Source organism: Bacteroides propionicigenes, from assembly GCF_018390535.1.
GTDB classification, from domain to species: Bacteria; Bacteroidota; Bacteroidia; order Bacteroidales; family Bacteroidaceae; genus Bacteroides; species Bacteroides propionicigenes.
This window is the reverse complement of sequence record NZ_JAHBBW010000001.1, coordinates 316,577-330,704: the sequence shown is the minus strand read 5'-3', so window position 1 is coordinate 330,704 and position 14,128 is coordinate 316,577. Positions and strand designations below refer to the sequence as shown.

Annotated in this window: 14 protein-coding genes; all 14 read left to right on the top strand. The window is 51.1% G+C overall.

Annotated elements, in window-relative coordinates:
• Positions 1 to 152: 152 nt before the first annotated feature.
• A complete protein-coding gene (locus KG118_RS01560) occupies positions 153 to 1,283 on the top strand; it encodes a site-specific integrase (protein ID WP_007569236.1) in 1,131 nt (376 codons plus the stop codon).
• A 257-nt stretch (positions 1,284 to 1,540) separates the two neighbouring features.
• Entirely contained in the window at positions 1,541 to 2,185 is a 645-nt protein-coding gene (locus KG118_RS01555) for a hypothetical protein (RefSeq protein WP_044301893.1), read from the top strand.
• 198 nt (positions 2,186 to 2,383) lie between these two features.
• Positions 2,384 to 2,758: a helix-turn-helix domain-containing protein gene (locus tag KG118_RS01550; protein WP_004294465.1), complete on the top strand. Its 375-nt coding sequence runs from the start codon at positions 2,384 to 2,386 to the stop codon at positions 2,756 to 2,758.
• Positions 2,736 to 3,860: an AAA family ATPase gene (locus KG118_RS01545; protein WP_007569240.1), complete on the top strand. Its 1,125-nt coding sequence runs from the start codon at positions 2,736 to 2,738 to the stop codon at positions 3,858 to 3,860. Before KG118_RS01550 ends, KG118_RS01545 begins: the two co-directional genes overlap by 23 nt.
• A gap of 81 nt (positions 3,861 to 3,941) precedes the next feature.
• Entirely contained in the window at positions 3,942 to 4,829 is an 888-nt protein-coding gene (locus tag KG118_RS01540) for a toprim domain-containing protein (RefSeq protein ID WP_007569241.1), read from the top strand.
• A 241-nt stretch (positions 4,830 to 5,070) separates the two neighbouring features.
• Positions 5,071 to 5,520 (top strand): hypothetical protein, encoded by a 450-nt coding sequence (locus tag KG118_RS01535; protein ID WP_007569247.1) that lies wholly within the window; start codon positions 5,071 to 5,073, stop codon positions 5,518 to 5,520.
• A gap of 1 nt (position 5,521) precedes the next feature.
• Positions 5,522 to 5,848: a DUF4134 domain-containing protein gene (locus tag KG118_RS01530; protein WP_004289321.1), complete on the top strand. Its 327-nt coding sequence runs from the start codon at positions 5,522 to 5,524 to the stop codon at positions 5,846 to 5,848.
• Between the two features lie 74 nt (positions 5,849 to 5,922).
• Positions 5,923 to 6,288 (top strand): DUF4134 domain-containing protein, encoded by a 366-nt coding sequence (locus KG118_RS01525; protein WP_007569248.1) that lies wholly within the window; start codon positions 5,923 to 5,925, stop codon positions 6,286 to 6,288.
• 12 nt (positions 6,289 to 6,300) lie between these two features.
• Entirely contained in the window at positions 6,301 to 6,597 is a 297-nt protein-coding gene (locus tag KG118_RS01520; protein ID WP_007569249.1) for a DUF4133 domain-containing protein, read from the top strand.
• A 106-nt stretch (positions 6,598 to 6,703) separates the two neighbouring features.
• On the top strand, positions 6,704 to 9,409 hold the full coding sequence (locus tag KG118_RS01515; RefSeq protein ID WP_080783882.1) for a TraG/VirB4 family ATPase: 2,706 nt from the start codon (positions 6,704 to 6,706) through the stop codon (positions 9,407 to 9,409).
• 24 nt (positions 9,410 to 9,433) lie between these two features.
• Positions 9,434 to 9,844 carry a DNA-directed RNA polymerase subunit alpha C-terminal domain-containing protein gene (locus KG118_RS01510; RefSeq protein ID WP_007569251.1) on the top strand — a complete coding sequence of 137 codons (411 nt, stop codon included), beginning with the start codon at positions 9,434 to 9,436 and terminating at the stop codon, positions 9,842 to 9,844.
• A gap of 33 nt (positions 9,845 to 9,877) precedes the next feature.
• Positions 9,878 to 12,433, top strand: coding sequence for a hypothetical protein (locus tag KG118_RS01505; RefSeq protein WP_032587840.1), 2,556 nt, complete (start codon positions 9,878 to 9,880; stop codon positions 12,431 to 12,433).
• Positions 12,430 to 13,152: a hypothetical protein gene (locus KG118_RS01500; protein WP_007569256.1), complete on the top strand. Its 723-nt coding sequence runs from the start codon at positions 12,430 to 12,432 to the stop codon at positions 13,150 to 13,152. Before KG118_RS01505 ends, KG118_RS01500 begins: the two co-directional genes overlap by 4 nt.
• A gap of 155 nt (positions 13,153 to 13,307) precedes the next feature.
• On the top strand, positions 13,308 to 14,066 hold the full coding sequence (locus tag KG118_RS01495) for a DNA-methyltransferase (protein WP_007569258.1): 759 nt from the start codon (positions 13,308 to 13,310) through the stop codon (positions 14,064 to 14,066).
• Positions 14,067 to 14,128: the final 62 nt, after the last annotated feature.

The following is a 14,128-nucleotide window of genomic DNA, read 5'->3' as shown; positions in this document are numbered from 1 at the left end:
ACATTTATAAAGAAATCGTTTCTTTCAGTTGTTTTCGCTATTTTCTGTTAATTAGTTCTTTTTGGGTACATTTTTGTTCCTTGTTTGTTTCTTGATTTCGGTTTTAATTCGTACATTTGCATACGAAAAAGAACGAATGAAAGAATACGATTATGCCACGAATAAAGAAGCCTAAAAAAGTAAAAGAGCCCATCCGTCTTCGGATGAAGGATTTGTCCGATGGCAGCAAAAGTCTGTATCTGGATATATACCGCAATGGCAAGCGGACATATGAGTACCTGAAGCTGTATCTTATCCCGGGAACGGACAACAATACCCGTCGGCAGAATGAAATAACAATGGCCGCTGCGAATGCCATCAAGTCGAAACGCATTATCGAACTGACCAGCGGCGAAGCCGGTATCGTGAACCATACAGATAAGGTTTATCTGCTGGACTGGATGCAAACCTATTTGGAGTACCAAGAGAAACGCGACAAGAAAGGCATCGGTCAAATCAAGGCCGTTACCCATATCCTGAAAGAATATGCAGGGGAAAGGTTTTTGTTGGATCGGGTTGACCTCGCTTTTTGCCAAGGCTATATCGACTACATGCTGACGACCTTCCGCCCTAAAGGAAAGCCGATAGCAGCATCTACACGCAATACCTATTATCAGATATTCAACGGTGCCCTGAACGCTGCCGTCCGGGCTAAACGGTTGTTGAGAAATCCGTTTAATGAAATGGAAAAATCGGAGAAGCCCAAAATGCCGGAGAGCGTGCGGTCCTATATGACCATCGAAGAGGTACGGGCGTTGATTGCCACTCCGGTACAGGATGGGAGGGTTAAAAACGCCTATCTGTTTTCCTGCTTCTGCGGACTGCGTATCAGCGATATTGTCGGCCTGAAATGGAAGAATGTCTTTGTCGATAACGGCCAATACCGTCTGGCGGTGGCTATGCAGAAGACCAAAGAACCGATTTACCTGCCACTCTCCAACGAGGCGTTGAAGTGGATGCCGGAGCGTGAGGACAAGGCGGCGGATGACCATGTGTTCAGCTTGCCTTCAAACATCAACCAGTATCTCAAGCCGTGGGCCGAAGCGGCCGGAATCACCAAGCGTTTTACTTTTCACACGGCCCGGCACACATTCGCGACCATGATGCTGACGCTCGGTGCGGATCTCTATACCGTATCGAAGCTGCTTGGTCATACCTCCGTGAGAATGACACAGGTGTACGCCAAAATCATCAACCAGAAAAAAGACGAAGCAGTCAATTTGGTCAACGGGCTATTCGACTGATGTAGTTATACATGTCAAATTCAATTTACAGGTAAATATTTCCGGCTTTTCTCCGACTTTTCAAATAGTCGAAGTAATGCCACTATTATAATAAGTATAAACCCATAAAAACAATTCGACATGAAAGGACAAAACAACAGGTCCTCTCTTTTTTTGAAGGGAGACCACATCTGCACCACTTCGCTACGGAACAGGATGTAGCGGAAGAATTTTACGAATTGCTCTCCGAAGCGAGGGAGCTTTATCTTCAAGACGTCATGGCAGGCGGCAAACGGTATGGCCGCTATGTGGATGACTTTATAAACAGTCACCGGTACATCGACTGCAACAGTGCGGTTTGCAGGAATTGCCATGAAATGAACATCCATATCATCAGAGGGCTGTTGATCGATTGCACAAGTCTCGTCAAAAGCCTCTTTACCGCAGAAACATTTTCTTTCGAGGAGTGCATGGCCTTGAAACGAAAGTACGACATTGCCGGAGTATGGTTCGGCTCTTCACGTATAGAAGATTCCAGAAACGATCCACCTCTCTCCTTCGGTTGTAATTTTTCCCGTGAACAGATGACAGGTATTGTGGCTTGCGCCAACGCTTATCATCTGTTTTGCGTTTCCACACTCCGCATCGAGGACATGGAAGCGCTTTTTGCCTGCAAGAAGGGCTTCTGCATACGTGTGAACAATATCCGCCATGTGGCGGTCCTGTTCGACGCGTTGCTCGAAAACACCTTCATCCTGCCTCACTGGCAGTCGGTTCTCGACAAGGGGCGGTTCCTGTTGTCCAAAGACGGCACAAGATACGTTACCGCTTCAAGCCTCTCGTCCGCCCTGTCTGCGGCGAGGAACAACATTACATCGGCAAACCTCGGCATACGAAAAGCCGTCAGCCGACTGAAAATATAACACGAAGTGCCAAAAAGCCAAGTATGTGAAAGATAAAACAGTGACAATTGCCGTGATACGTGCATAGTATCACGCCGGTATTTCCGGCTGTCCGGTTCACATCACATAACTTTGACCTCCGTTAGCGCGCTGCATAACGGAGGTAACTCTCCATTGTCTAATTTTAACATGTATTTTATGCAAAACAGAACAACATTCATGGAGCGGTTGAGCGAACGGCTGACCGCCATAGAAGCGGTTCTCAAGAAGTTGGAACCGGTGGAAGGTCTGTTGGAGCGTGTGGCTTTGCTGGAAAATACCATTTACACGACCAAGAAGGTCTTCACTTTTCAAGAGGCGTGCATGTATATCGGCGTGTCCGAAAGTATGTTGTACAAACTCACATCGAACAAGGAAATCCCGCACTACAAGCCTCGCGGCAAGATGCTCTACTTTGCGAAGGAAGAGCTGGACGCGTGGCTCTTGCAAAACTACGAACCTACGGTGGACGATGCCATGCGTATGGCGACGGAAGTGTCCGCAACCCAACCGTTCTTTAACCAGAAGCGCTATGGAAAACGAAAAAAGAACTGACCGTAACTCGTGGGCGGAGCTGGACGAGAACCGCCTGTCGGATATCCTCACGGCATCGCAAATAAAGGCCACGGACACCTACGAGACTCCGCCCCAGATTATATGGATTGACAACTCCACCATAGCGACGCTCGGTAATTTCAGCGCTTCGACGGGTAAGGCGAAGGCGAAAAAGACGTTCAACGTCTCGGCCATCGTCGCCGCGTCGCTGGCGGGCCGGCAGGTCTTGAACTATCGGGCGCACCTGCCCGAAGGCAAACGCAGGATTCTGTACGTGGACACTGAACAGAGCCGTTTCCATTGCCACAACGTGTTGGAACGCATTCTCCGCCTGGCGGGGCTGCCCACCACGACGGACAACGAGAATCTCGATTTCATTTGCCTGCGGGAATACACTCCTGCCGTCCGTATCGGGGTTATCGACTATGCCCTGCGTCAGAACAAGGGGTATGGGCTGGTCATCATAGACGGCATCCGCGACCTGATGCTCGACATCAACAGCACCAGCGAATCGGTGGAGGTCATCAACAAGATGATGGAGTGGTCGTCGAAATACGACCTGCACATCCATTGTGTGCTACACCTGAACAAGGGCGACAACAATGTGCGCGGGCATATCGGTACGGAAATGAGCAATAAGGCGGAAACGGTGCTGGTCATCACCAAAAGTGCGGAGAATCCCGTTATCAGTGAAGTTCATGCGCTGCATATCCGCGAGAAGGAGTTCAAACCGTTCGCCTTTTCCGTTGATGACGAAGGGTTGCCGGTCATGGTGGATAACTATTCGTTTGACGGCAGTGTAAGACCGAAAGCCCGGAGCAGCTTCATGGATTTGTCCATCGAACAGCACCGGGAGGCACTTTCCGCCGCTTTCGGGGACAGGCCCATCAAAGGTTTCGAGAACGTGCTGCAGGCCCTCATGGCTTCCTATGAGGCTATCGGGTTCAAACGGGGACGCAGCGTCATGATAAAACTGCTGCAATACCTGACGGAAAACCTGAAGCTGATCGTCAAACGGGACAAGCTCTTTTATTACGATGTGACCCCGACCGAAGCCCTGCTTTTCGACGAAGAATGCGAGGAAGCGGAAGGTGAAAAATAATTTAGTTTACTTTGGTCCGGGTATATATAGGAGAAAAACCAAAGTAAACTGTTTTTTGAAAACAAGTGAAAAGAAAATGACATGACCATAGCGGAAGCAAAACAACTGCGTATCGTGGACTATCTCGCCAGTCTCGGCTACCATCCCCAGAGTGTGATATCAAAACAATACTGGTATCTGTCACCGCTGCGCGATGAACGCACTCCGTCGTTCAAGGTCAACGACCGGCTCAACGAATGGTATGACTTTGGCGCAGCGACGGGCGGCGACCTTGTGGAACTGGGCAAATACCTGTACCGGACGAACAGCGTGAGCGAAGTGCTTGCCTGTATCGGGAGACATGAAAATGCTGCCCCGATACAAAGAGTGCGGATTCCGGGGACAACACCCCGTCCCGTCGAAGCTGACATGAAGGACGTGCTCGTCGTGCCGTTGCAGCACCATGCGCTACTCTCGTACCTTCATTCCCGTGGAATCGACGGGGACATCGGCCGCATGTTCTGCCGGGAGGTCCATTATGAATTACGTAAACGGCGCTACTTCGCTCTTGCCTTCGGCAACGCGGCGGGCGGGTACGAGGTGCGCAATCCTTATTATAAGGGCTGTATCCGGTGTAAGGACATCTCTGTCATCAGGCAATCTCATGGTGAAACACAGAACCGTGTTTGCGTGTTCGAGGGCTTCATGGATTTTCTCTCTTACCTGACGCTGAAACAGGCGGGTGATGATACGGTCTGCATCGACGCACCTTGTGATTACCTCGTGATGAACTCGGTGAACAACCTGAAAAAAGCATTGGAACACTTGCAGGTGTACGAGGAAATCCACTGTTATCTCGACAATGATCTCGCAGGGCAGAAAACGGAAGAGACCATCGCCGGCATGTATGGCGGGCGTGTACGCAACGAAGCACCCCGTTATCGCGAATACAAGGACCTGAACGATTACCTACGCGGAAAGAAACGGTAAGGCATCATCGTTACCCTTTCCCTTGAAAGCTCTCCTCCCGGAGGGCTTTTTTTATGCCCGATTTTTCTGCTTCGATACCTCAAAGTATGAAATTAAAGTTCAATTTTAGTGTTTCAAACTTATTTCTATGTAATAAAATACTGTTTGATATAAAGAGTTTTTGTTACATCAAATATAATATTTTTCTTTGCAACCGTACTTTCAAAGTTCAATTAAAGTTTAATTTCATACTTAAAAACAGATGGGTTCATACTTTATATTCGCCCTTGTACTGACGGTGCTGTACATCGTCTATTTCGCGGTCAATATCATCCGTGACCTGTATGGAAAGAAGGGAACGGAGAAGACTGACGAGGAAGTTTTCGACCTCGGTCCGATGGATTCCACGGAAGAGAGTGTCGAGGTTTCGGAGAACGAGACCGGGTTCAAAATCGGAAATGAAACATACGGCACGGAGACTGTACCTGCCGCTTCGCCTGCCGCCCAAAACGGCGACACCGGGAAAAAAGATGGAACAGCCAAGGATCGGCTCGAACGGCTGAAAGCCAAGGCAGAGGCACAGATGGAAAAGGTCGCACCCTACCTGTCCGACGGCTTTACCGACGAAGAGATGTATAAGGCAATGATTTCCAAAGGACGCTTGGACAACCGTCCCAGCCTGAAATGGAGACCGGTCAAAGATAAGCTGTAAGATGTCGAAAACGAAGAAGATACTATGTGCGCTTTGTTCCATCATCCCCTGTTCGGCTCTGGCGAAAAGTGGCAGCGTGAATTACAGTTGGGGGGCGGATGCGCTGGCGACGATGCACGACTACGTGGTAACGATGATGTTCTACGTCCAAGCTCTCTGTTGTGCCATCGCCGGGATTTGTGTGATTGTGTCCGGATTCCAGATTTACGTAAAGATGAACACGGGCGAGGACGGTATTACCAAGTCCGTCGTAACGCTTGTGGGCGCGTGCCTGTTCCTGATCGGTGCCTTCCTTGTCTTTCCTGCCTTTTTCGGCTATCGCATATAGAAACGGGATGCAGGAATGAGGTGCCGCCATAACGATTCGAAAGAACTGCAATACTTACCCTAAAATAAATAATCATGTTTCAAAAAACAAAAAGACAAATGAAAAGAATGTTTTCTGCTAAAAAGGTACAGATGCTCACACTGATGTTGCTGTGTGGCACGACGGCCGTCATGGCCCAAAACTCCGCAGGCGATTACTCCGCCGGTACGACCGCACTGGCGACCGTGACGGAGGAAATCGCCAAGTACGTCCCCGTCATGGTCAAACTGTGTTACGCCATTGCCGGTGTAGTGGCTATCGTAGGCGCTATCTCGGTGTACATCGCCATGAACAACGAGGAACAGGACGTGAAGAAAAAGATTATGATGATCGTTGGCGCATGTATTTTCTTAATCGCTGCCGCACAAGCACTTCCGATGTTCTTCGGTATCGGCGCATAACCCTCCCGCACGATGAAAGGCAAGGACGAACGCTATCCCGACTACCCGCTGTTCAAGGGCCTGCAACGGCCTTTGGAGTTCATGGGTATTCAGGGACGCTACATCTACTGGGCGGCGGGCGTTGCCGGCGGAGCCATCGTCGGATTTATCATCGCCTACTGCCTCGTGGGTTTCGTGGCCGGACTGGTCGTGCTGGTTGCGGTCGTCTCGACGGGTATTGCGCTTATCATGCTCAAACAGCGGAAAGGGCTGCATACCAAGAAAGACGGTCGCGGAGTGTATATCTACGCCCACTCGAAGAAACTGTGAGAAGAAAAGAAAAACCATCACGGGCAACGTGTGGTCTTGTTGAATGTTGAACGCGGGCCGGCCGCCTGAAATCCGGGTGGACCGGCCTTTTTTATTGTATTTTGAAATGACCTTGTACATCATTCTACTTTTTATCGCCTTGTGTGCCGGCATGGCCCTGTCGGTCTATGCGTTCGGTACCGGAGGCAAGCGTAAGCGTATCTTTCAGGACATCTATTTTTCTGTGGAAGATACGAACGGCGTGGGCGTGCTGTACACCAAGACGGGCGAATATTCAGCCATCCTGAAAATAGAGAATCCCGTGCAGAAATACTGTGCGAACATCGACAGCTACTACGAGTTCACGCACCTTTTCACCGCCCTCGCGCAGACGCTCGGCGAAGGATATGCCCTGCACAAACAGGACATCTTCATCCGGAAACAGTTCGAGAACGAGACGGGGGACAAACACGAGTTCCTCTCATCGGCCTACTTCCGTTACTTCAAGGGGCGTAACTATACGGACAGCGTGTGTTACCTGACCATCACGCAGGAGGCGAAGAAGAGCCGCCTGTTCTCGTTCGACAACAAGAAGTGGCGCGACTTTCTGGTCAAGATACGCAAAGTGCATGACCAGCTGCACGATGCCGGGGTACAGGCCAGGTTCCTGAACAAAGCCGAAGCGAGCGAATACGTGGACCGCTATTTCGCCATGAACTTCAAGGAGCGGATCGTGTCGATGACCAACTTCAAGGCGGACGACGAAACGGTCTCGATGGGCGACAAACGCTGCAAGGTATATAGCCTTGTCGATGTGGACTGTGCCGCACTGCCCTCACTGATACGGCCTTACACCAATATAGAGGTCAATAACACGGATATGCCCGTGGACCTGCTGGCTGCCATCGACAACATTCCGAATGCGGAGACGGTCGTCTATAACCAGATTGTCTTCCTGCCCAACCAGAAAAGGGAACTGGCCCTGCTGGACAAAAAGAAGAACCGGCACGCCAGTATTCCCAATCCGAGCAACCAGATGGCCGTGGAGGACATCAAGCGGGTGCAGGAGGTCATCGCGCGGGAAAGCAAGCAGCTCGTGTACACCCATTTCAACCTGATCGTCGCCGTACCGGCCGATACGGACCTGCAAAAATGCACGAACCACTTGGAGAATGCTTTCGGACGTATGGGTATCCATATTTCCAAAAGGGCGTACAACCAACTGGAACTGTTCGTGAACTCGTTTCCGGGTAACTGTTACGGCATGAACGAGGACTATGACCGCTTCCTGACGCTGGGTGACGCGGCGATGTGTCTGATGTATAAGGAGCACATACAGCACAGCGAGGAGACACCGCTGAAAATCTACTACACAGACCGCCAAGGCGTGCCGGTGGCTATCGACATCACGGGAAAGGAGGGGAAAAACAAGCTGACGGACAACTCGAACTTTTTCTGTCTCGGTCCTTCGGGCAGCGGCAAGAGCTTCCACATGAACTCTGTCGTGCGCCAGTTGTACGAGCAAGGAACGGACGTGGTGATGGTCGATACGGGTAACAGCTACGAGGGACTTTGCGAATACCTCGGCGGCAAGTACATTTCCTATACCGAGGAAAGACCGATTACGATGAACCCATTCCGCATCAATCGGGCGGAAATGAATGTGGAGAAGACGGGCTTCCTGAAAAACCTCGTGCTGCTCATCTGGAAAGGCTCGCAGGGTACGGTCACAAAGACAGAGGACCGCCTGATAGAACAGGTCATCACGGAGTATTACGACACTTATTTCAATGGGTTCGACGGCTTCACACCCCTGCAACGGGAGGATTTGCGTAAGGGGCTGCTCATCGACGACCGTAACCATGCCGAGAAGCAGGACGAGGACGAAGGAGAGCGGACCGGGCGTATCGAGCGCATGATCGACGAGATGGAACGCCGCCGTAAGGAGTTGAAAGTGGAAGAGCTGTCGTTCAACTCGTTCTATGAATTTTCCGTGCAGCGCATCCCCGACATCTGTGCCGAAAACCATATTTCGGGCATCGACATATCGACGTACCGTTACATGATGAAGGACTTCTATCGGGGCGGCAATCATGAAAAGACGCTGAACGAGAACATGGACAGTTCATTGTTCGATGAGACGTTCATCGTCTTCGAAATTGACAGTATAAAGGATGATCCTCTCCTGTTCCCTCTTGTCACACTGATTATCATGGATGTATTCTTACAGAAGATGCGTATCAAGAAGAACCGCAAAGTCCTGGTCATAGAGGAAGCGTGGAAGGCCATTGCCAGCCCGCTCATGGCCGAATACATCAAGTTTATGTACAAGACGGCCCGTAAGTTCTGGGCCTCGGTCGGCGTGGTGACGCAGGAGATACAGGACATCATCGGCAGCCCTATCGTCAAGGAAGCCATCATCAACAACTCCGACGTGGTGATGCTGCTTGACCAGAGCAAGTTCCGCGAGCGGTTCGATGAAATCAAGGCTATTCTCGGACTTACCGACGTGGACTGCAAAAAGATATTCACCATCAACCGGCTGGAAAACAAGGAAGGGCGCAGCTTCTTCCGAGAGGTGTTCATCCGCCGGGGGACGACCAGCGGCGTGTACGGCGTGGAAGAACCAAGAGAGTGTTACATGACCTACACCACCGAGCGGGCGGAGAAAGAAGCCCTGAAACTCTACAAGCGGGAATTGCGGTGCAGCCATCAGGAAGCTATCGAGGCGTACTGTCGGGATTGGAACGCCAGCGGTATCGGAAAATCCCTGCCGTTCGCCCAAAAGGTCAACGAGGCCGGGCGGATATTGAACCTTCATGTAAAACAATAACAATCAAATCATCAATTACAGAAAATGGAAAAGATAGACATCAGCCAAAGTGTGAAGACACTTGAGTTCGGGAGCAAATATGAAGCCCGTATCCAACGGATATTCCGTGAGTTCGACATCAAAACCATCCGGGATTTGTGCCAATGGCCCGGAAAGGACTTGGTAAGGGTACGCGACATGGGAAGAAAAAGCATCGAGGAAATAGAGGATGTTCTGGAAAGGTACAATCTCCGGTTGGGAATGCCCGGTAAGGAACTGGACGAATACGCCGGTATCGGAAATTCCGTGCAGGACGAGGAAGAAGAGGCGAAGTGGGAACAACGCAGGTACGAGATAGCCAAGGAGGTATTCATACACCACCGTCTGGTGGCAAATTCCGCCGTATATGAGGCCGACGAACTGATACGTGCACTAAGAGGCATGACGCGCCGTTGACGGGGGCTGTTTTTAACCGGGGAGGAATCCATGATGAAACGGCTGTCACTTATCCTTATGCTCCTGTCGCTCGTTGTCGTACAGCACATCCACGCGCAGTATTACAGCGTGAACTACGATGCGCGTACCGTGGCGGCAATGGCTACCGCTTTCGGTACGGAAGCCGTGGCGGAAAGCTATTACCGGGAGCAGGTCGATGACATACTCAAGCACTACAATGCGGCGGAAGTGGCCACGGCGGGGATTTTTGCCTCCAAGTTCTTGGAGCATAAAGCCTTTTCCGACCTCGGTATCTGGAACAGCAGTACGGAGAACTACTACTACCGCCGCATTTACCGCATGGTCTCGGAGAAGATCATACCCAAGATATGGGTGGTGGCGAAACTGATGCTCCGCTCACCGCAAACGGCTATCTACTGGGGCAGCTACCTGATGAAAATCTGCGACGAAACGAAAAGCCTGTGTATGCAGTTCGAGAGTGTAGTGACGAACAGCACGTTGGGCTTTTCGGACATCGTGTTTCTGGAAATCAACCGGAACATCGCCCCTCTGTTGAAACTCTCGGAGATAGGCGACATCGACTGGCAGCACATGCTGGACGACATCGCCAGCGTGCCGGGCAATTTCACCAAGGAGAACCTGCAACACGACATCGACAACCTCTACAACATGGGTGTCGGTCTCGCCTCGGCAGGTATCGGGAACATTGGTGACGCCCTGTTGCAAACCAGTTCGTTCCATGAGCTGATGGGCGGCAGGGTCAGCAAGGTCATCGACCTGTATGACCATTACGGTGCGCTCTTCGAGCAGGCGGAGCATGACCTCGGCGGCCTGCTGATTGACATGGTGGGCGGTGAGGACAACGTGGCGGGACTGTTCGATTTCAGCAACTACGACCTTACCTCCTGGATGACGGACTATCTGGACGAGACGGCGGGAAACTACTACACGCAACGGTGGTATATCGCCCGGCGTGAGCAAGGGAGTATCGCCTTGTGCGACTACTACCCGCCGACGGACGATAACAGCATACTGAACGGCGGCGAATGGACGCGTTTCGAGACAACCGATCCCGACTTTTATCCCAATGCCTCGCAACGGGAGCAGGCGCTCGCCAATTCGGAACGGTACGCCGGTTGGTCGAGAAGCCGGGTACAGCAGCTCAACAACCAGAATGACGGCTATACCTATAGTATCAACTACTGGCAGAACGGCTATATCATCAGCCGGGGCGGCAAACAGACGAAGAAGGCATACGCCTACGAAATCCATGTGAAGAAAAGCTGGAACCGGGAAGAGGTCGTCTATGAAGAGGTGTTCGATTCCTACTCGATGGACCTGAACACGTTCAAAGCCGGGCTTAACGCCCGACTCTCGGAGTTCAACGACAACGAGGAAGGTTATACCTATTATATAGCTTCTGACGCGCGGAACTATTATCAGGCGACGGACGCCGCGAAATTGCAAGGCTGCGAGAGCGTGACCATCAGTGTAACCTGTTCGGACGGGGCTACGCTCGGTCAGGGCACGACGCAGTACAAGTGCCGAACGTGCGGCAAATCCCTGAACGCCCATTCAAAGGAGTGTGCCATGCAGACCACGGTTACGGAGAACGAACTGGACTTGTCCGAGCTGGACGCCATGCTGCAGGAGGCAGAGAATCAGGTAGCCGCCATCCAGTCGCAAATCAACGCGTTGGAGAGCGAGAATGCCGACCTGCTGAAAAAAATCGCCGAGGCAAGCGTGGAAGATGCGGCGGTGTACCGGCAGCAGTACAACGCGAACAAGACACAGATAGACCGCCTGAAAAGCGAGCTGTCCGAATGGCAGAAGAAACAACGGGAATACACCGACGCGAAAACCGAGGCGGCGGGCGATAACGATGTGGCAACAGACGACTATTACCGCATACCGGCCATCATGCAGGACTGCAAGACGGCTTACAGCCTGTCGTGGCAGGACGGCGGGGCGTGGAACGGCTACACCTATGTCCGTAAGGCGACCATGCCGAACATCAACGGGGTCATCACGTTCAAGGCGACGGTCTCGATAGCCCGCAAACCGAAATATTTCCTCGGTATCAAGATACACCGTGCCATCGTGCAGATCAGTTGGGAACTGACCACGGAATACACCGACACGTATGTGGCCGACGTGCTGACGCTCGACCCTAACCTGTCGGACGCGGAGAAAACGAAACTGGTGAACGACCGTATTGCGGAGATTGCACGAGAGCATCCTTCGTGCAAGATCACGACGGAATATGCCCGTACCCCACCATTGGAAGAGACTCCGACCGGGGAGGTGTACCATCTGCTGTGGTCAAGCGACCGGCTCGAAATCGCACGGGAAGTGGATTCCCGGATTACGATGATATATGCCGACCTCGTGTCACTGGAGAAGATGATGCACTACAAACGGAGCATCATCGACGTGCTGAAGGACGTGCTGCCCGAATTGGATATGGACGAGGGACGCAGGCTGACGCTCGTGGAGGAATGCCACGAACGCTGGGTGGAGAATGCGCGGAACCTGCGGAGCGGAAACGGCAGGAACGGCAAAGGCAGCGGAAAGGAGGTGCGGCCATGAAACGTGCCCTGCTGATGGCAGTCGTGCTGCTGGCTCTCCTGCCCGGCATTGCCAAGGCGCAATGGACGTTCGACATCGTGTCGGTAGAAGCCTACATCAACGACCACAAGAAGCAACGCAGCCTGCTGCTGGCCCGCAGTACGCTGGAATACAGCAACAAGCTGCTGCACGAGTACAGCCGCAAAGAGGTCGGCGAGTACAAGGAACTGAATGTGGACTTGGACCGCTACACCCGTGCCTTCGACGTCATCGACGTGATGTACCAGTCCTTGCGGACGGTGCTGAACGTGAAAAGCACCTATACGGCGGTCAGCGACCGTATCGGCGATTACAAGAGACTGCTGGAGGACTTCAACGATAGAATCGTGAAACGGGGGCGCATCGACCCCGGCGATGCCGTGATACTGGCCATCAACGAAAAGGCAATACGGGACATCGCCGATGACGGGAAACAGCTTTACAAATCGGTCAGTGACCTCGTGCTGTATGCCACAGGGGCGGCAGAATGTTCGACCTCCGACCTGCTGATGGTGCTGGAAGCGGTGAACACGTCGCTGGACGACATCGAGCGGCACCTGAACCGGGCGTATATCGAGACGTGGCGGTACATACAGGTGCGCATCGGTTACTGGAAAGCGAAGATTTACCGTCCCAAGGTCAAGGAGATTATCGACGGGGCTTTCGGACGATGGCGCAAAGCGGGACGGCTGGATTATTAACGAACGATAAAAGGGAAAGAAGGCAAACTATCTACAGGTTAGAGTTTGACTTCCATGCCATCGACATCGGGAAATAAAAACAGAGAAAGAATTTTTAGTACAAACAAGCCTATTGGGATTATACCAAGGGATAAAAAGACATTCAGATTGATGCAATGGAAAAGATTGTTTTTGCAAAAGACATTACGTTATATAAGGCCGATTGTCTTGAAGTGATGCCTTTTCTTCCGGAATCAAGCATTGATTTGGTTTTATGCGATCCCCCTTTTGGAATTACAGCTTCACAGTGGGATAAAATAATACCATTCCCGGAAATGTGGAAAGAGATCAGGAGAGTCAGGAAAGAAAATGCACCTACGGTCTTATTTGGCAGCGAACCGTTCAGCAGCTTTCTACGCTGCGGCAATTTAGATGAATTTAAATATGACTGGGTTTGGGAAAAGTCAAAAGCAAGCAATTTTCTTCTCGCTAAAAAACAACCTCTAAAAGCACATGAGCTAATAAGTGTCTTTGGCAAAGGCAGAACCCCTTATTATCCAATCATGGAGGAAGGCGAGCCTTACGGGAACCGCACGAAGAGAGGAAGCAATTGGACAGGGATAAACAATGTACCCAATCCTACATTCAGGCATGAAAACAAAGGGACAAGATATCCACGAAGTGTGATATACTTCAAAACAGCGGAATCGGAAGGCAAAACGATTCATGTCAACCAAAAGCCGATTGCATTATTGGAGTATCTGATAAAAACATACACAAAGGAAGGAGATACTGTCCTTGATTTTGCTTCGGGGAGCATGAGCACCGCAATTGCCTGTATCTATACGAATAGAAAATGTATTTGCATTGAAAAAGACGAGACATATTTCTCGCAAGGAGAGAAACGAGTCAGGAATGAATACCAATATTTATGACAGTAAAGGAAGCTCAAAAAAAGTATGACTATACGATATAAATAACTGTAAAATAATGAATA